This is a genomic window from Pseudomonas sp. IPO3774 (assembly GCF_013386835.1).
GTDB lineage: Bacteria > Pseudomonadota > Gammaproteobacteria > Pseudomonadales > Pseudomonadaceae > Aquipseudomonas.
Window position 1 is genome coordinate 151,919 of sequence record NZ_JACAQY010000018.1, and the last position, 18,553, is coordinate 170,471.

Annotated in this window: 16 protein-coding genes; 11 read left to right on the top strand and 5 right to left on the bottom strand. The window is 61.0% G+C overall.

What is annotated here, in order from left to right:
• The first annotated feature begins 199 nt into the window (after positions 1–199).
• Genes flgB through flgE form a run of 4 tightly spaced genes read left to right on the top strand, consistent with a single transcriptional unit; the run spans position 200 to position 3,162 of the window.
• The gene (gene flgB / locus HYE77_RS12525; RefSeq protein ID WP_003214246.1) at positions 200–607 is read left to right on the top strand and encodes a flagellar basal body rod protein FlgB; all 408 of its coding nucleotides are present in this window, start codon (positions 200–202) and stop codon (positions 605–607) included.
• A 3-nt stretch (positions 608–610) separates the two neighbouring features.
• Positions 611–1,063 (top strand): flagellar basal body rod protein FlgC, encoded by a 453-nt coding sequence (gene flgC, locus HYE77_RS12530; protein ID WP_003214244.1) that lies wholly within the window; start codon positions 611–613, stop codon positions 1,061–1,063.
• A gap of 16 nt (positions 1,064–1,079) precedes the next feature.
• Positions 1,080–1,808 carry a flagellar hook assembly protein FlgD gene (gene flgD, locus HYE77_RS12535; protein ID WP_003214242.1) on the top strand — a complete coding sequence of 243 codons (729 nt, stop codon included), beginning with the start codon at positions 1,080–1,082 and terminating at the stop codon, positions 1,806–1,808.
• 31 nt (positions 1,809–1,839) lie between these two features.
• Positions 1,840–3,162 (top strand): flagellar hook protein FlgE, encoded by a 1,323-nt coding sequence (gene flgE / locus HYE77_RS12540; protein ID WP_003214240.1) that lies wholly within the window; start codon positions 1,840–1,842, stop codon positions 3,160–3,162.
• 363 nt (positions 3,163–3,525) lie between these two features.
• Here the strand turns inward: flgE and HYE77_RS12545 are convergent, their stop codons facing one another.
• Positions 3,526–6,423 (bottom strand): ribonucleoside-diphosphate reductase subunit alpha, encoded by a 2,898-nt coding sequence (locus HYE77_RS12545; RefSeq protein WP_008435294.1) that lies wholly within the window; start codon positions 6,421–6,423, stop codon positions 3,526–3,528.
• Between the two features lie 804 nt (positions 6,424–7,227).
• On the opposite strand from HYE77_RS12545, the gene HYE77_RS12550 reads away from it, so the two are divergent.
• Both HYE77_RS12550 and HYE77_RS12555 read left to right on the top strand, forming a co-directional pair.
• Complete coding sequence (locus HYE77_RS12550; RefSeq protein WP_008435295.1) at positions 7,228–7,953, top strand: response regulator; 726 nt, start codon at positions 7,228–7,230, stop codon at positions 7,951–7,953.
• Positions 7,950–9,560 (top strand): ATP-binding protein, encoded by a 1,611-nt coding sequence (locus tag HYE77_RS12555; RefSeq protein ID WP_003214234.1) that lies wholly within the window; start codon positions 7,950–7,952, stop codon positions 9,558–9,560. Before HYE77_RS12550 ends, HYE77_RS12555 begins: the two co-directional genes overlap by 4 nt.
• Here the strand turns inward: HYE77_RS12555 and HYE77_RS12560 are convergent.
• Complete coding sequence (locus HYE77_RS12560) at positions 9,557–10,273, bottom strand: 4'-phosphopantetheinyl transferase (protein WP_008435301.1); 717 nt, start codon at positions 10,271–10,273, stop codon at positions 9,557–9,559. The two genes, HYE77_RS12555 and HYE77_RS12560, sit on opposite strands and share 4 nt — an antisense overlap.
• Positions 10,274–10,453: 180 nt before the next feature.
• Between HYE77_RS12560 and HYE77_RS12565 the strand changes: the two genes are divergently transcribed.
• The 3 genes from HYE77_RS12565 to HYE77_RS12575 are packed head-to-tail and all read left to right on the top strand — an operon-like array spanning position 10,454 to position 12,801.
• A complete protein-coding gene (locus tag HYE77_RS12565) occupies positions 10,454–10,762 on the top strand; it encodes a hypothetical protein (protein ID WP_003214230.1) in 309 nt (102 codons plus the stop codon).
• A gap of 18 nt (positions 10,763–10,780) precedes the next feature.
• Positions 10,781–11,458, top strand: coding sequence for a response regulator transcription factor (locus HYE77_RS12570; RefSeq protein ID WP_003214228.1), 678 nt, complete (start codon positions 10,781–10,783; stop codon positions 11,456–11,458).
• Positions 11,455–12,801, top strand: coding sequence for an ATP-binding protein (locus HYE77_RS12575; protein ID WP_023659245.1), 1,347 nt, complete (start codon positions 11,455–11,457; stop codon positions 12,799–12,801). The genes HYE77_RS12570 and HYE77_RS12575 overlap by 4 nt, the downstream gene beginning before the upstream one ends.
• A 129-nt stretch (positions 12,802–12,930) precedes the next feature.
• Here HYE77_RS12575 and HYE77_RS12580 read toward each other — a convergent pair whose 3' ends face one another.
• Positions 12,931–13,929, bottom strand: a complete 999-nt coding sequence (locus HYE77_RS12580) for an AraC family transcriptional regulator (protein ID WP_003214223.1) — start codon at positions 13,927–13,929, stop codon at positions 12,931–12,933.
• Between the two features lie 337 nt (positions 13,930–14,266).
• Between HYE77_RS12580 and HYE77_RS12585 the strand changes: the two genes are divergently transcribed.
• Positions 14,267–15,601, top strand: a complete 1,335-nt coding sequence (locus tag HYE77_RS12585) for a dicarboxylate/amino acid:cation symporter (RefSeq protein ID WP_008435307.1) — start codon at positions 14,267–14,269, stop codon at positions 15,599–15,601.
• A gap of 149 nt (positions 15,602–15,750) precedes the next feature.
• The gene (locus tag HYE77_RS12590; RefSeq protein ID WP_177068838.1) at positions 15,751–16,932 is read left to right on the top strand and encodes a CaiB/BaiF CoA-transferase family protein; all 1,182 of its coding nucleotides are present in this window, start codon (positions 15,751–15,753) and stop codon (positions 16,930–16,932) included.
• 123 nt (positions 16,933–17,055) lie between these two features.
• On the opposite strand, the gene HYE77_RS12595 is transcribed toward HYE77_RS12590, so the two are convergent.
• Both HYE77_RS12595 and HYE77_RS12600 read right to left on the bottom strand, forming a co-directional pair.
• The gene (locus HYE77_RS12595; protein ID WP_004371405.1) at positions 17,056–17,550 is read right to left on the bottom strand and encodes a SprT family zinc-dependent metalloprotease; all 495 of its coding nucleotides are present in this window, start codon (positions 17,548–17,550) and stop codon (positions 17,056–17,058) included.
• Between the two features lie 128 nt (positions 17,551–17,678).
• The gene (locus HYE77_RS12600; protein ID WP_004371402.1) at positions 17,679–18,281 is read right to left on the bottom strand and encodes a Yip1 family protein; all 603 of its coding nucleotides are present in this window, start codon (positions 18,279–18,281) and stop codon (positions 17,679–17,681) included.
• Between the last annotated feature and the right edge of the window lie 272 nt (positions 18,282–18,553).

An 18,553-nucleotide genomic window follows, 5' to 3' on the forward strand; every position in this document is an offset into this window, starting at 1 on the left:
CTCCCTTTTTTTATGGCCGCAAAGCGGCAAGCCCTCATTGCCGCTTTACTGGCGTTTCGCGGAAACCCTTTGCCGCTTTTCTGGCATTGCCGCCGGCAATTCCCTCGAAAACCCTTGATTTACGGGGCTCAAGCAACTTGGCATGGCCCTTGCTAAATCCTTGTTACGAAAAGCAGGTCAGCCCCTAAAGGTTTCCGCCATGAGCATCAGCTTCGATAAAGCGCTCGGTATCCACGAACAAGCACTGGGCTTTCGCGCCCAGCGTGCCGAAGTCCTGGCCAACAACATCGCCAACGCCGACACCCCGAACTACAAGGCTCGGGACCTGGACTTCTCTGCCGTGCTCGCCGCCCAGCAAGACAAGACCAAGAACGGCACCTTCGCCCTGAACATGACCAACAGCCGTCATATCGAGGCGCAAGGCCTGGGCAATGGTGACGAGTCGCTGCTGTATCGCACGCCGATGCAACCGTCGATCGACCAGAACACCGTGGACGCCCAGTTGGAGCAATCGGCCTACGCCGAGAACTCAGTGAACTTCCAGGCCAGCTTCACCCTGCTCAACAGCAAATTCAAAGGGCTGATGTCAGCCCTGCGTGGAGAATAAGCCATGTCCCTCGCCAGTGTTTTCAATATTGCCGGTAGTGGCATGAGTGCGCAGACCACGCGCCTCAACACCGTCGCCAGTAACATCGCCAACGCCGAGACCGTGTCTTCGAGCATCGACCAGACCTACCGCGCCCGGCACCCGGTGTTCGCCACCATGTTCCAGGGCGGCCAGGGCGGCCAGAGTGGCAGCGGCGATTCGCTGTTCCAGAACCAGGATGCCGCAGGCCAGGGCGTGCAGGTGCTCGGTGTGGTCGAAGACCAGAGCAACCTCGAAGCCCGCTACGAGCCGAACCACCCTGCCGCGAACGAAAAAGGGTACGTGTACTACCCCAACGTCAACGTGGTCGAGGAAATGGCCGACATGATTTCCGCCAGCCGCTCGTTCCAGACCAACGCGGAAATGATGAATACCGCCAAAACCATGATGCAGAAGGTCCTGACCCTGGGTCAGTGATAAGGGGCGCCAAATAATGGCCATTGTTGATAACAGTTCGACGAACACGGCAGTCCAGGACCTTTTTAACTCCAAGGTCAAGACGGCGACAGATAACACCAGCGTCGGTGACGCCGCCAAGTCGGCGACGGGCAACCAGGCGATGGGCAAGGACGCGTTCCTGCAATTGCTGGTGACCCAGCTGAAAAACCAGGACCCGCTGTCGCCCCAGGACAATGGCGCGTTCGTCGCACAGTTGGCGCAGTTCAGCAGTCTGGAAGGCATCAATAACCTGAATGACTCGGTGAATGCGATTTCCAGCAACTTCAGCTCCTCCCAGGCGCTGCAGGCTTCGTCGCTGGTGGGGCGTTCGGTCATCACCCAGACCGACAAGGCGATGGTGGATACCAGCAAGAGCATGACCGGTTCCGTGGCGGTGACGGCGGCGACGGGCAACGTCTCCGTCAAGATCACCGACAAGGATGGCAACGTCGTTCGCACCATCGACATGGGCGCCCAGAGCGCCGGCAACTCCAGCTTCGTCTGGGACGGCAAGACCGATGCGGGTGAGACGGCGCCACCCGGCACCTACACCTTCAATGCCACCACCAAGAATGACAAGGGTGACTCGGTGGCCCTCGCCACCTCGCTGCCGGCAACGGTGACCAGCGTAACCCTGGGCACGAACGGCGCTGAAATGGTGCTGAACCTGGCGGGCGGCCTGGGCAGTATCAAGCTGTCGCAAATTCAGACTATCGGTACATAGAGCCGGCTAAATACGGCAAAAGGAGAGAACAATGTCTTTTAACATCGGCCTTAGCGGCCTCTATGCGGCCAACAAACAACTGGACGTGACGGGTAACAACATCGCCAACGTCGCGACCACCGGCTTCAAGTCGTCCCGTGCGGAATTCGCGGATATCTACGCGGCTTCCAAGCTGGGTACCGGCCAGAACAGCATCGGCAATGGCGTGAACCTGGCGGCCGTGTCCCAGCAGTTCACCCAGGGTGACGTCAACAACAGCGGCGGCACGCTCGACATGGCGATCCAGGGCGGCGGCTTCTTCGTGCAGAAGGGCAGCGACGGTTCGCTGGAATACACCCGCAACGGTGCGTTCCGGGCCGACAAGGACGGCTACATCACCAACAACACCGGCACCTCGCGGCTGCAAGGCTACGCAGCGGATGCAGATGGCAACATCCAGAAGGGCGGCTTGACCGACCTGCAGCTCAACCTGTCGTACCTGCCGCCGAAGGCTTCGAGCAAGGTGGATTCCACCAGTAACCTGAACTCCTCCGAGACGGCGATCGACCAGACGGCGCACCCGTTTGATCCGACCAAATCGGACAGCTTCACCACTCAATATTCCACCACGCTCTACGATACGCAGGGCAACGCGCATCCGATGGTGCAGTACTTGGTGAAGACCGACTCCAACACCTGGAAGTCCTACACCCTGATCGATGGGCGCAACCCTGACGGCTCGCCGATCAGCGGCACCGGTACTGACGTGAAGGCGCCAGTCGCCTCGACGCTGTCGTTTGACACCTCCGGCAAGCTGACCGGGATCGTTACCCCGCCAGCCACCGCTTCCAATACCACCCTGACCATTTCCGACTGGAAGCCGGGCGGCCTGGTCAATGGTGTCTGGACGCCTAACGGTGCGGCCGCCAACGCAGACGGCGTGGCCGTCAACATGGGGAACATCACCCAGTACAACTCCGCCACCTACCGCAACCCGCCGACCACCGATGGCTACGCCACCGGGCAAATCACCGGGCTGAAAATCGACGGCAGCGGCGTACTGTTCGCCACGTTCAGCAACCAGCAGAGCAAGGCCATCGGCCAGATCTCCCTGGCCAGCTTCAACAACGAGCAGGGCCTGCAGCCAGCCGGCGGCACCACCTGGAAAGAAACCTTCGCGTCGGGCCAGCCGGGTTTTGATACCCCGCAAGTCGGTACCCTGGGTTCGATCGTGGCCAACTCCCTGGAGAACTCCAACGTCAACCTGACCAACGAGCTGGTGGACCTGATCAAGGCCCAGAGCAACTATCAGGCGAACGCCAAGACCATCTCCACCCAAAGCACCATCATGCAGACCATCATTCAGATGACCTGATGTTGTCGCTTTAACTCGCTTTACCGAAAAGCCCCTCGCGTGAGGGGCTTTTTTTTGGACGTTCAGATAACGCCTATAGGTGGGGGCGTCACAGGCGGATACACGACTGTCGGAACGGTACAAGGCCAGCCGGGCGATATCTGGAGCGGATTCAGTCAGGGCCCTGGCGGCAACTGCATCACTGTTTCAGCGATAAAAATCGCCATGATGCACGTCGGCCAGAAGCCCACCGATGTTTTCAAGGAGGTGAAATACCTGCGCGAATCGCGACGGTGTTGTTCCAGGCAAAAGAAACCCCCGATACGCCGTAGGCCTATCGGGGGTTTTTCAACCTTGGGTGGTTAGACCCAGGGTGTGCTCAGCTTATTGGCAAGCTTCGCAATCCGGCTCGTCGATCGCGCAGGCTTTAGGCACTGGCGCCGGGCCGGCAGGTGCGGCGAGAACCGAATCATCACCGTGGTTGCCGCCGCTGGAAACAGCGTTCAGCTTGCCGGTGTTGATGGTCGACTTCTCGGTGCTGGTGGCAGCCAGGGCACGGAGGTAGTAAGTGGTTTTCAGGCCACGGTACCAGGCCATGCGGTAGGTCACGTCGAGCTTCTTGCCCGATGCGCCGGCGATGTACAGGTTCAGCGACTGAGCCTGGTCGATCCACTTCTGGCGACGGCTGGCGGCGTCGACGATCCACTTGGTGTCCACTTCGAAGGCAGTCGCGTAGAGCTCTTTGAGTTCTTGCGGGATGCGCTCGATCTGCTGCACCGAACCGTCGTAGTACTTCAGGTCGTTGATCATGACCGAGTCCCACAGGCCGCGGGCTTTCAGGTCGCGAACCAGGTACGGGTTGATCACGGTGAATTCGCCCGACAGGTTCGATTTCACATACAGGTTCTGGTAGGTCGGTTCGATCGACTGCGATACGCCAGTGATGTTGGCGATGGTGGCGGTCGGTGCGATGGCCATGATGTTGGAGTTACGAATGCCTTTCTGCACACGGGCACGTACCGGCGCCCAGTCCAGGGATTCGTTCAGGTCAACGTCGATGTACTTCTGGCCACGTTGCTCGATCAGGATCTGTTGCGAATCCAGCGGCAGGATGCCTTTGGACCACAGCGAACCCTGGAACGTCTCGTAGGCGCCACGCTCGTCGGCCAGGTCGCAGGAAGCCTGGATCGCGTAGTAGCTGACCGCTTCCATGGACTTGTCGGCGAACTCGACTGCAGCGTCCGAACCGTAAGGAATGTGCTGCAGGTACAGCGCGTCCTGGAAGCCCATGATGCCCAGGCCGACCGGACGGTGCTTGAAGTTGGAGTTCTGCGCCTGGGGTACCGAGTAATAGTTGATGTCGATAACGTTATCGAGCATGCGAACGGCGGTGTTCACGGTGCGTTCCAGCTTGGCGGTGTCCAGCTTGCCGTTGACGATGTGGTTCGGCAGGTTGATCGAGCCCAGGTTGCAAACGGCGATCTCGTCCTTGTTGGTGTTCAAGGTGATCTCGGTGCACAGGTTCGAGCTGTGGACCACGCCCACGTGCTGCTGCGGGCTGCGCAGGTTGCACGGGTCTTTGAAGGTCAGCCATGGGTGGCCGGTTTCAAACAGCATGGAGAGCATTTTGCGCCACAGGTCTTTGGCCTGGATGGTCTTGAACAGCTTGACCTTGCCCGGGTATTCGGTGAGGGCTTCGTAGTACTCGTAGCGCTCTTCGAAAGCCTTGCCGGTCAGGTCGTGCAGGTCCGGTACTTCGGATGGCGAGAACAGGGTCCACTTGCCGTCATCGAAGACGCGCTTCATGAACAGGTCAGGGATCCAGTTGGCGGTGTTCATGTCGTGGGTACGACGACGGTCATCACCGGTGTTCTTGCGCAGCTCGATGAACTCTTCGATGTCCATGTGCCAGGTTTCCAGGTAGGCACATACAGCGCCCTTGCGCTTGCCACCCTGGTTCACGGCTACGGCGGTGTCGTTCACTACTTTGAGGAACGGTACAACGCCCTGGGACTTGCCGTTGGTGCCCTTGATGTACGAACCCAGCGCACGCACCGGGGTCCAGTCGTTACCCAGGCCGCCAGCGAATTTGGACAGCATGGCGTTGTCGTGGATCGCGTGGTAGATGCCCGACAGGTCATCCGGCACGGTGGTCAGGTAGCAGCTGGACAGCTGTGGACGCAGGGTACCGGCGTTGAACAGGGTCGGGGTCGACGACATGTAGTCGAAGGACGACAACAGGTTGTAGAACTCGATGGCACGGTCTTCTTTCTGCTTCTCTTCGATCGCCAGGCCCATGGCCACGCGCATGAAGAACACTTGCGGCAGTTCGAAGCGGATCCCGTCCTTGTGGATGAAGTAACGGTCGTACAGGGTTTGCAGGCCCAGGTAAGTGAACTGCTGGTCGCGCTCGTGGTTGATCGCCTTGCCGAGTTTTTCCAGGTCGAAGGTGGCCAGGATCGGGTTCAGCAATTCGAATTCGATACCCTTGGCGATGTAGGCCGGCAGGGCCTTGGCGTACAGGTCGGCCATCTCGTGGTGGGTGGCGCTGTCGGCGACTTTCAGGAAGCCCAGGCCTTCGGCACGCAGGGTGTCCATCAGCAGGCGCGCGGTGACGAACGAGTAGTTCGGCTCACGCTCGACCAGGGTACGGGCGGTCATCACCAGTGCGGTGTTGACGTCGGTCAGGGCCACGCCGTCGTACAGGTTCTTCAGGGTTTCGCGCTGGATCAGGTCGCCATCGACTTCTTCCAGGCCTTCGCAGGCCTCGGTGATGATGGTGTTCAGGCGGCCCAGGTCCAGCGGTGCAAACGTACCGTCGGCCAGGGTGATGCGGATCGACGGGTGAGCTTGTACGGCAGCTTCTTCGGCCGGGGAACGTACGGCACGTTCCTTGGCGCGCGAGTCACGGTAGATCACGTAGTCGCGGGCGACTTTCTGCTCGCCGGCACGCATCAGGGCCAGTTCGACCTGGTCCTGGATTTCTTCGATGTGAATGGTGCCGCCCGATGGCATGCGACGCTTGAAGGTTGCGGTGACCTGTTCGGTCAGGCGGGCAACGGTGTCGTGGATGCGCGACGAGGCAGCAGCGGTGCCGCCTTCAACTGCAAGAAACGCTTTGGTGATCGCGACGGTGATTTTGTCATCGGTGTAAGGAACGACAGTGCCGTTACGCTTGATCACACGCAATTGGCCGGGCGCGGTGGCGGACAGATCCAGGTTCGAATCAGCGGCCTGCGGCACGGAGCCCTGCGGGTTCTCGCGAGTTGTGTCGGTTTGCATGGGGGGTTGTCTCCACATTCTATATTTATTTGGGCACCATCACGGTGCCCACCGTTCCGTCCTGAAGCACTTACAACAGGCCAGGGGCCTGGCATAACAACTTCGGGACAGGAGGAAGGGAGCTGTTCGCGCCGCTTCCATGCCGAAGTCTTCGGTTACAAGCCTTGGGGCTCTTTACCGTATTCCTGGTGGGTGACAGTTTCGTACTGCAACACCCGTACCGTTTTCGCCTGATCGGGGCAGAAAGCGGCTGCCATCCGCGTGCGCGGTTTGGTCTTCTGAAAAAGGCTTAAGTTCACCAAACAGGAGCAAGAAAGAGCTTGAGTTTCTTGTCTGATTTGTGTTTGGTCTTTTCGCTGAAAACCCTACATGTAGGGTTTTTTTGGCGACGACCTACAAGATAATGCGTTTTGGGGGGCTTAGCAACGGACTACCTGTGGATAACGCTGTGGGTAAAATGTGTATGAAACGTGGAATGGCCGTGTAGGCCGCAGTACTGCTGCATTGCGCCGTTTGTCACCGAATATTCCGAGGTAAAAACAACCGGTTGGATTTTTGCGGGCGCGAACCCTATCACAAAAAAACACGATGTCCGAACGCATTTGCGCGCTTGTGGCAGAGGGCCGGCCCGTTGCTACAATCGGCGGTTATCCATACAGTTTATGCCTCGCCTACATGACAACTGTAGGAGCGGGCTTGCCCGCGAAGGACGTCAACGATGACGCTGGAAACCTGAATAAACGCGGCGCCCTCGAGTTTTCTCGGGCAAACCCGCCCCTACAATAATTAGAACCGAGGTAACGCATGGAGCAAGAAGCCTGGCAGGTATTGATTGTCGAGGACGACGAGCGACTGGCCGAGTTGACCCGTGACTACCTGGAGAGCAACGGCTTGCGGGTGTCGGTGGAAGGCAATGGCGCCCTCGCGGCGGCGCGGATCATCGCCGAGCAGCCGGACCTGGTGATCCTCGACCTGATGTTGCCCGGTGAAGACGGCCTGAGCATTTGCCGCAAGGTGCGCGAGCGCTACGACGGGGTGATCCTGATGCTGACCGCGCGCACCGACGACATGGACCAGGTGCTGGGCCTGGACATGGGTGCCGACGATTACGTGTGCAAACCCGTGCGTCCACGCCTGTTGCTGGCACGCATCCAGGCCCTGCTGCGGCGCAGCGAAAGCGTCGAGCCGGCACTCCCCGAAAAACAGCGGCGCCTGCAATTCGGCCCGCTGGTGGTGGACAACGCCCTGCGTGAAGCCTGGCTGCATGAGGGCGGCATCGAACTGACCAGCGCCGAATTCGACCTGCTGTGGTTGCTGGTGGCGAATGCCGGGCGGATCCTGTCCCGGGAAGAAATCTTCACCGCCTTGCGCGGCATTGGCTATGACGGCCAGGACCGCTCCATCGACGTGCGCATCTCGCGCATCCGCCCGAAAATCGGCGACGATCCGATCCACCCACGCCTGATCAAGACCATTCGCAGCAAAGGCTATCTGTTCGTCCCCGAAGCCGCGGCTGACCTGACGCCGTGAACTCAATCTTCCTGCGCATCTACGGCGGCATGTGCGCGGCGCTGATTCTGGTGGCGTTGCTCGGCGTACTGGCCTTGCACCTGCTCAATGAAGTGCGCAGCGGCCAGTACCGCGAGCGCCTGGCCCACGGCACCTTCGCGCTGATGGGCGACAACCTGCAACCCATGAGTGCCATCGAGCGCCGCCGCGCCCTGGCAGTGTGGGAGCGCTTGCTGGGTATCCCGCTGCAATTGCAGACCGTGGCCGAGGCGCACCTGGACCTGACCCAGCGTAGCCGTCTGCAACGCGGCCAGGTGTTGGTGGAGCAAACCGGGCCTCACGCGGCCAGGGTGCTGCGCTTGGTCAGTGACCAGGAGCAACTGTTGCTGACCGGTGAAGTGCAGCAAATCAGCGAACAACTGGCCCGCGCGACGATTTACCTGCTGGCCGATGAGCTGGTGCGTTTCCCGGTGGCGGAGCAACCGCAGAAACTCGCAGACCTGAAGGAAGCCAAGGGCTTTGGTTTCGAGATGCACCTGGTGATGCTCAATCAGGCCGATATGGACGAAGACCAGCGCCGCCGCGTGTCCGAAGGCGATACCGTGATGGCCCTGGGCAAGGGTGGGGATTCGATCCGGGTATTTGCCGGCATGGTCGGCACGCCGTGGGTCCTGGAAATCGGCCCGCTGTATCAGATGAATCCGTACCCGGCGCAATGGCTGATCCTGATTGCGCTGATCAGCCTGACCTTGATCGGCTTGATCGTCTATTTATTGGTGCGCCAGCTGGAGCGGCGCTTGAGTGGCCTGGAAGCCGCCGCCACGCGCATCGCCAAAGGCAGCCTGGAAGTGCGGGTGCCGGCCCGCGGCGCCGATTCGGTGGGGCGCCTGGCGGCAGCGTTCAATGGCATGGCCGAGCACCTGCAACGCCTGTTGGCAATTCAGCGCGAACTGGTGCGGGCGGTGTCCCACGAACTGCGCACCCCGGTGGCGCGCCTGCGGTTCGGCCTGGAGATGATCGGCGACGCGGCCACGCCTGAAGCGCGGCGCAAATATATGGAGGGCATGGACAGCGACATCCAGGACCTCGATGGCCTGGTGGACGAAATGCTCACCTACGCGCGGCTGGAACAGGGGGCGCCGGCACTGAATTTCCAGCGGGTCGACCTCAATGCGTTGCTGGATCAGGTAATTGATGAACTGTCACCGCTGCGCCCGGAAATCAACGTGGCGCGGGGCATCTGCCTGTCCTCGGCGCATTGGGATGATGCATGGGTGGAGGCCGAGCCGCGTTACCTGCACCGTGCCCTGCAAAACCTGGTGAGCAACGCCATGCGCCACGCCCAGGGGCAGGTGCTGATCAGTTACCAGGTGGGCCAGGTGCGTTGCCGCATCGACGTGGAAGACGACGGGCCGGGCGTACCGGAAAGTGCCTGGGAGCGGATTTTCACGCCGTTCCTTCGCCTGGATGACAGCCGGACCCGCGCGTCGGGTGGGCACGGCCTGGGGTTATCCATTGTGCGGCGGATCATCTATTGGCACGGCGGCCGGGCGTTGATCAGCAAGAGCAACAATCTGGGTGGCGCATGTTTCAGCCTGAGTTGGCCACGGGATCAGGAGAAGGTCTAGGCTTGGACGGCCACCAGGCTCAACAACTGCCCGCCATCCACCGCAAACTGCGCCTCCAGTTCCTTGCCATGGCACCACTCTGCGGACAGGTCCGTCAGCAACCGCAGCCGCGCATGGCCGGTATCCGACCACTCCAGCAACTCGGCATGCTCAAAATAAAAGCGCTTCTGCACGATCGGGTAGAGCGCCTTGAACAGGCTCTCTTTCGCCGAAAACGTCAGCGTCACCAGTTGCGCAACTTGTTCCCGCGGCCCGGCGGCCATGCGCAGCATTTCATCCGGAGTGAGAATTTCCCCGGCCAGGCGTTCCGCCCGCTCCAGGGGCAGCAGGTTCTCCAGGTCCATCCCCAGCCCGCGCCACTGTGACTTGTGGGCGACGATGGCCGCTGCATGGCCGGTGCTGTGGGTGATCGAACCGCTGATGTGCGCGGGCCAGACCGGCGCGCGGTCCTCGCCGATCGCCGGTACGCAATCCAGCCCGTCCAGCTGTTGCAGGGCCGCGCGGGCGCACAGGCGACCGGCCAGGAACTCCGCCTGCCGCTTGGCCACCGAACGCTGGATGCTCGCGGGTGGCGGCACGGCGCTGCGCTGGAAATCGCCGATGGCCAGCAGGGCCGGGTCAAAACGGGTGCTCAGCAAGACCGTGCCGGGCAAGGCATCGGGCAACGGCCAATGGGCGTCAAGTGGGGTGCAGCAGGCGGGTAGGGAATTCATGCCGGGTATTTTGCCGAGTTGCAGGGCCGCTGGATAGCCTGCGGCCGGGGATACGTAAATAACTCTTTACACAGTAGCCGGCCTCGGTTCAGCCCAGGTTCAGAGAGTGTTCAGGGGGAGTTCAGGGGCGTCTGCGTAGTCTGGCCCCGTACCCAAAGCCCAAGCGTATGAGGTAGCACCATGACTGCGATCAAGAAGCTGATGTTGGCCTTAACCATGCTCAGCGCCACCGCTGGCGTCCAGGCCTCTGATTCGAGTTTCGCGGGTTTCTCCAAGGAGAAGAGCAAAAAGCCCTACAGCCTTCTCCAGCGGGTGAGCTTCGAGGATGCCGGAGAACAGGCGGCTCCATGGGGCCAGTCCCTGGGCCAGCACACCCCGCAGTCAGACTACCGCGTGGGCAATGAAAACCTGTCAGGTCACTTCAACGGCAGTAAATTGCGCCAGCAAGACCTGCAGGGCCGCTATGATATACCCCAGTTGGAAAGTTGATTTGCCTTGGAGAGCTTTATGAAATTGCTGGTTGTCGAAGATGAGGCGTTGCTGCGCCATCACCTGTTGACCCGCCTTACCGACAGCGGTCACGTGGTCGAGGCCGTCGCCAACGCCGAAGAGGCGCTGTACCAGACCGGGCAATTCAACCACGACCTGGCGATCATCGATTTGGGCCTGCCCGGCATGGGCGGCCTGGACCTGATCCGCCAATTGCGCGCCCAGGCCAAGACCTTCCCGATCCTGATCCTGACCGCCCGTGGCAACTGGCAGGACAAGGTTGAAGGCCTGGCAGCAGGTGCCGACGACTACGTGGTCAAGCCGTTCCAGTTCGAAGAGCTGGAAGCGCGGATGAACGCACTGTTGCGCCGCTCCAGCGGATTCACCCAATCCACCATCGTCGCCGGGCCGTTGCTGCTGGACCTCAATCGCAAGCAGGCGTCCCTCGACGAACAGCCACTGGCGCTGACCGCCTACGAATACCGCATCCTCGAATACCTGATGCGGCATCACCAGCAAGTGGTCGCCAAGGACCGCCTGATGGAACAGCTCTACCCCGATGACGACGAGCGTGATCCGAACGTGATCGAAGTGCTGGTGGGCCGCCTGCGCCGCAAGCTGGAAGGCCCGGCGGGTTTCAAACCGATCGACACCGTGCGTGGCCTGGGCTACCTGTTCAATGAGCGCTGCCGTTGATTCGCTCGCTACGTGTACGTTTGATGCTCGCGGCCACCATCCTGGCCGTGCTGTTTATGCTGGCCTTGTTGCCGGCCATGCAGGGCGCCTTCAGCCTGGCCCTGCAGGACTCCATCGAGCAGCGCCTGGCGTCGGATGTCACGACGCTGATTTCGGCTGCCCGGGTTGAAAACAATCGCCTGCTGATGCCCGCGCAGTTGCCGGACGAGCGTTTCAACCTCACCGACAGCCGCCTGCTGGGCTACATCTATGACCGCGAAGGCCATCTGGTCTGGCGGTCGCGCGCCACACAGGAAGAGAACATCAACTACAAGCCGCGCTATGACGGGCGCGGCAACGAATTTGCGCGGATACGCGAGGCCAACGGCCAGGAATTTTTTGTCTATGACGTCGAGGTCAAGCTGCTGGGCGGCAAGAGCGCGGCGTTCAGTATCGTCGCCCTGCAACCGGTGCGTGAATACCAACTGACCCTCGAAGGCCTGCGGGAAAACCTCTACCTGGGCTTCGGCGCCGCCTTGCTGGTGCTGCTGACCCTGTTGTGGCTGGGCCTGACCTGGGGCCTGCAGGCGCTGCGCCGGCTGAGCCAGGAACTGGATGAAATCGAAGGCGGTACCCGGGAAAGCCTCAGCGAGCAACACCCGCGCGAGCTGCTGCGCCTGACCGGCTCCCTGAACCGGTTGCTCCACAGCGAGCGGGAGCAACGCACCCGTTACCGCGATTCCCTGGATGACCTGGCCCACAGCCTGAAAACCCCGTTGGCGGTGTTGCAAGGCGTGAGTGAAGACATGGCCCAGCGCCCCGAAGATCGGGACCAGGCCTGGGTACTGCAATCGCAGATCGAACGCATGAGCCAGCAGATCAGCTACCAATTGCAGCGCGCCAGCCTGCGTAAAAGCGGCCTGGTGCGCCACCAGGTGCGGCTGGAGCCGGTGCTGCAAAGCCTGTGCGACACGCTGGACAAGGTTTATCGCGATAAGGGCGTGAAGGTCGCCTTTGAACTGCCGGACGAATGCGACGTGCCGATCGAGAAGGGCGCCTTGCTGGAACTGCTCGGCAACCTGCTGGAGAACGCCTATCGCCTGTGCCTGAGCGAAGTGCGCATCACCTTGCAGGAAAGCCTGGAGGGCACCGAGTTGTGCATCGAAGACGATGGCCCCGGCGTGCCGCCGGACCAGCGTGCGCGCATCCTGCAGCGGGGCGAGCGGCTCGACCGCCAGCATCCGGGGCAGGGGATTGGCCTGGCGGTGGTCAAGGACATCATTGAAAGCTATGGCGCCCGGCTGACCCTTGGGGATTCACCGCTGGGTGGGGCTGCGTTCAAGATCCACTTCCCGGCTGTTTGATCTTTATTGGCTGTGCCGGCCTCTTCGCGAGCAAGCCCGCTCCCACATTCGATGGCATTCCCAAGGTGGAACTCGGTCAAATGTGGGAGCGGACTTGCTCGCGAAGAGGCCAGTCGCATCAATACACACCTAGGTTTCTTGTGCTCTATAGGCCCCCGGCGTCAGCCCGGTCCACTTCTTGAACGCCCGATGAAACGCCGACGGTTCGGAAAACCCCAGCTGCTCGGCGATCTCCTGCAGCGATAAATCCGCCCGCCCCAAATGATAGATCGCAATGTCCCGGCGCAACTCATCCTTGAGCGCCTGAAAGCTGGTGCCTTCCTCCCGCAAATGCCGACGCAGGGTCTGCGGGCTGATATGCAGGTGCTGGGCGACGGCTTCGAGGTCGGGCCAGGGCGTGCGGTCGCGGCTCAATAAGCGGCGCAACTGGCTGCTCAGGCTGTCGCCTTCATCCGGCCGCGACAGCAGGTCGGCCGGGGAGCGTTCGAGGAAATGCTTGAGGGTGCGCTCGTCCTGCAACAACGGCAGGCTCAGGTAGCGGCTGGGGAACACCAGGCTGCTGGTGGGCGCTGCGAATACCTGCGGGCAGGGGAACAGCAAGTCGTACTCACCGGCGTGGGGCGGCGTCGGGTAGCTGAAGGTGGCCTGGTGCAGGCGGATGCGCTGGCCAATCAGCCAACTGCCGAGGCGGTGCCAGATCACCAGCAGGCATTCGCTGAGGAAGTGATCCGGGTCCCAGAGTTGCGAATCGTCCAGGCTCAGGCGGGCCATTTCCCCTTCACGTGTCAGACGCCAGCGCGGACCCTGCGGGAATAGGCTATAAAATAATAAGCCGCGTTCCAGAGCCTTCTCCAGGGTGCGGCAGTGAATCAGCGCGTGGCACATCATGGCGAAGGTGCCGCGCTTGCTCGGGCCTTCGGCGAAGCCCAGGTATTCGTCATCCAGCGCCAGCCACAGCATTTGCAACAACTGGGTGAATTGCTCGGGGGCGATGCGGGCGCGGGGCTCGCTCAGCAGTTCCGCAGTGATGCCGACCTGCTGCAGCAGGCCCGAATAATCGTAGCCGGCCCGGCGAGCACCGCCGAGAGCGGCTCGGGCGTAGTGACTGGCGATGGTTCGTTCACGCATGAGGGGCCTCGTCCATTGAGTGGCGGATGTTAGCCACCCCGGGCGGGTGCAACAAGGCGGATATCCGCCAAATTGTAGGACGAGATCAGGCGAGCGGGCGGAAATCCGCCACTGTCTGTAGGCATAACCTTAAGCTGGAAATCGCCCGAGCGCTGATGTCTAAAGGCCTTCAGGGAGTTTCAGCAGAAGTGGCACGACGCTTGCGATACAGAGCGCAGGGAGACCGCCTCGAGCAGGCTCTCAAACAACAAATCCCTCCAGTGCAGGAGGGTTCGCAATTCAAGTGTCGTGGGCAATGGCGGATATTTGCCACACGGGACGATTGAGGAACTTTGCAATGACGACTCGTCAGCCACTGTACAAATCCCTGTATTTCCAGGTGATCGTTGCAATCGTTATCGGTATTTTGCTCGGTCACTTCTACCCGCAGACCGGCGTGGCCCTCAAGCCACTGGGTGACGGCTTTATCAAGCTGATCAAAATGGTCATCGCCCCGATCATCTTCTGCACCGTTGTCAGCGGCATCGCTGGCATGCAAAGCATGAAATCGGTCGGCAAGACCGGCGGCTACGCGCTGCTGTACTTCGAAATTGTCTCCACCATCGCCCTGCTGATCGGCCTGGTCGTGGTCAACGTCGTGCAACCGGGCGCCGGCATGCATATCGACGTGGCTACCCTGGACGCCTCCAAAGTCGCGGCCTACGTGACTGCCGGTGCCGACCAGAGCATCGTTGGCTTCCTGCTGAACGTGATCCCGAACACCATCGTTGGCGCGTTCGCTACCGGTGACATCCTGCAAGTGCTGATGTTCTCAGTGATCTTCGGTTTCGCCCTGCACCGCCTGGGTGCCTACGGCAAGCCGGTGCTGGACTTCATCGATCGTTTCGCCCACGTGATGTTCAACATCATCAACATGATCATGAAGCTCGCGCCACTCGGTGCCCTGGGCGCCATGGCGTTCACCATCGGTGCCTACGGCGTAGGTTCGCTGGTGCAGCTCGGTCAGCTGATGATCTGCTTCTACATCACCTGCATCCTGTTCGTGGTGCTGGTATTGGGCGCCATCTGCCGCGCACACGGCTTCAGCGTCCTGAAACTGATCCGCTACATCCGTGAAGAACTGCTGATCGTACTGGGTACTTCCTCGTCCGAATCCGCACTGCCACGCATGCTGATCAAGATGGAACGCCTGGGCGCCAAGAAGTCGGTAGTCGGCCTGGTTATCCCGACTGGCTACTCCTTCAACCTGGACGGTACTTCGATCTACCTGACCATGGCTGCCGTGTTCATCGCCCAGGCGACTGACACCCACATGGACATCACCCACCAGATCACCCTGTTGCTGGTACTGCTGCTGTCGTCCAAGGGCGCTGCTGGCGTGACCGGTAGTGGTTTCATCGTACTGGCCGCTACCCTGTCGGCTGTTGGCCACCTGCCTGTTGCCGGCCTGGCGCTGATCCTGGGTATCGACCGCTTCATGTCCGAAGCCCGCGCACTGACCAACCTGGTTGGCAACGCTGTTGCAACCCTGGTTGTGGCCAAGTGGGTCAAGGAACTGGACGAAGACAAGCTGAAAGTCGAACTGGCTTCCGGTGGTCGCGGTATCTCCGACACCCGTGAAGAAGACGACCTGGGCGTGGCCGAAGGCCCGGCTCCAACCGCCGTCAAGTAAGGCTGCAGCGTTTGTGAAAAACCCATCTTCGGATGGGTTTTTTTATGCCTTCGGGAAGCATCAGTCACTTCGGATGATGGTTTATGTGATTGCCGCCGACCGCCGGGTTTGCCTACTCTGTGGCCAATCGAATCGGAATCGGAGTCCGCATGTCAGGTCCCTTGGCGTCCCTCAAAGTACTGGATTTCTCCACCTTGCTGCCGGGGCCGTTCGCCTCGTTGCTGCTGGCCGACATGGGCGCCGAGGTGTTGCGCATCGAATCCCCCACACGCATGGACCTGCTGCGAGTACTGCCGCCCCATGACCAGGGCGTGTCGGCCAGCCATGCCTATCTGAACCGCAACAAACGCAGCCTGGCCCTGGACCTCAAACAGGCCGAGGCGGTGGCGATCGTGCGGCAACTGGTGGCGGACTACGACATCGTCCTCGAGCAGTTCCGCCCCGGGGTCATGGAGCGCCTGGGCCTGGGTTACGAGGCGTTGAAGGCGATCAACCCAAAGCTGATCTACGTCTCCATCACCGGCTACGGCCAGACCGGCCCCTACAAGGATCGCGCCGGCCATGACATCAATTATCTGGCCCTGGCAGGCATTGCCAGCTACACCGGGCGCCAGAACAGCGGGCCGTTGCCCTTGGGTGTGCAGTTGGCGGATGTGGGGGGCGGCTCGTTGCACGCGGTGATCGGTTTGCTGGCGGCGGTGATTGCCCGGCAGCACAGTGGGGTGGGGCAATACCTGGACGTGAGCATGACCGACTGCGCCTTCAGCCTGAATGCCATGGCCGGCGCCGGTTACCTGGCGTGCGGCGTGGAGCCGGCGTGGGAGAACCAGGTGCTCAATGGCGGCAGTTTCTATGACTATTACCGATCGCGGGAAGGACGCTGGTTGTCGGTGGGCAGTCTGGAGCCGGCGTTTATGCAGCAGTTGTGTACGGCCCTTGGCCGCCCTGAATTGGCGGCAATGGGCCTATCGCCCAAACCCGAGCAGCAGAAAGCCCTCAAGCTGGCGCTGCAGGTCGAGTTCGAGAAACGCAGCTTTGATGAGCTGTGTGAGCTGTTTGCCGGGATTGATGCGTGTGTCGAGCCGGTGCTGAATCTGAGCGAGGCCGTTGAACACCCGCAGTTGAAAGCCCGGGAGCTGGTCAGCCAGGTGCCGCGGGGCGATGGTTCCAGCCAGGCGCAAATCGCCTGCCCGCTGAGGTTCTCCGAGGGCTTGCCGGCGGCCAGGCACATAGGCGCGGCGGTGGGCGCTCACAGCGATGAGGTGTTGGCGGAGTTGGGCTTCAGTGCTCAGCAGATAGACGATTTGCGGCGTGCCAAGGTAGTTCAGTAGCGCCTGGGCCGACCCCTTCGCGAGCAAGCCCGCTCCCACATTCAACCGAGTTCCATCGTTGGAATGCGATCAAATGTGGGAGCGGGCTTGCTCGCGAAGGGGCCCTTAAATCCACCACAAACCTCACTCGACGCGGGTTTCCCCGGTAAACACCAAAGTCTGCCGACACCTGCGACACAAATACCGCCGCCCCTGGCCCACCAACCCGTGACGCTGGGGCGAAAACGGGAAGTCACTGTCGGCACACGGACAGCGGTAGATATACCGGGTGACGCGCCGCCGCTGGATTTCATAGGTGTGGCAGCGGTCCGGCGGCAGTTCGTAAACCCCACGCATGATCAACTGCCATTCCTCGCCATGGGGCTGGATGCGCTCGCCGAACAATTGGTGGGCAATCAGGTGGGCCACTTCATGGGCGACTGTCTGTTTAAGGAAGTGTTGGCTGTTTTCGCGGTACAGCTGCGGGTTGAAGCGCAGCAGGTTCTCGTGCAAATGCGCGACACCGGCCTTCTGGCCCCGCAGCTTGAGGCTGACCTGGGGGCGTTTGAAGCTTCGTTTGAAAAAGGATTCGGCTTGCAGGAAACAATCTTCGACGCGGGTATTGAGTTGCTCGGGCATGCTGTACATATCTCCAGAGATGTCCAGTATGCCGCAAACAAGGGTGTATCCGAATCTGTCAGGCGCCGAATGGTCATGCATAACGCACAAAGCCACCTTGCGGTGGCTTTTCCTGCGGGTAAACCGCGTCAGTTGGTGTAGATCGGGCCTACGCCCAGCCCCCAGACGATCACGGTAAAGGCCATGATCGCCACCAGCACCACCAGGCCTACCGCCAGTACCGAGCTGGAAAACAGGAAGCCCTCGTCCGGGTGGATGTTCATGAAGGTCGGCAGCCCCACGTACAGCAGATACACCGTGTAGCAAATGGCCGCCGTGCCCACCACCATGCCCAGCCACATATGCGGGTACAGCGCCGCCAGCCCGCCGATAAACAGCGGTGTCGCGGTGTAGGTGGCAAACGCCACGCAGCGCGCCATGCTGGGGTTGGCGTCATAGGTGCGGGCCATCCAGTGAATGAACGCGCCCATCACCGCCACGCCGCCGAGCATCGCCGCGTAGGACATGAGGGTCATCCACAACGCGCTTTCCACCGTCAGCATCACCGGGGCGCGGCTGCCGATAACCCAACCCACCTGAGTGGTACCGATAAAGGCTGAGACAGCGGGGATGGCCGCGAGAATCAGCGTGTGGGTGAGGTACATGTGGCCGATGCTTTCTTCTTTATCGCCACGAATTTCCCGCCATTCCTGATCGGGGTGGGTGAAAAGTCCCACGACGTGATGGATCATGCCAGTCACTCCTGTCGTTATTACCATCGCCCCCCAGCGGAGCGCCCACGGGCCAATTGGCCTGAAAGGTCTGGATATATGTGCGACCTTATGTCGCAGTATAGGAAGTGATGACCGGAAAAAGTGTGGGGCTTTAGAGCAAATTGCGCTGTAAACATTGGGCTTAATCGCGGCGGGGTCTGTTGATTGGAATGCGGTCAACTGTGGGAGCGGGCTTGCTCGCGAATGCGGTGGGTCAGCTAAACACCTGGCGAATGACACTTCGCGTTCGC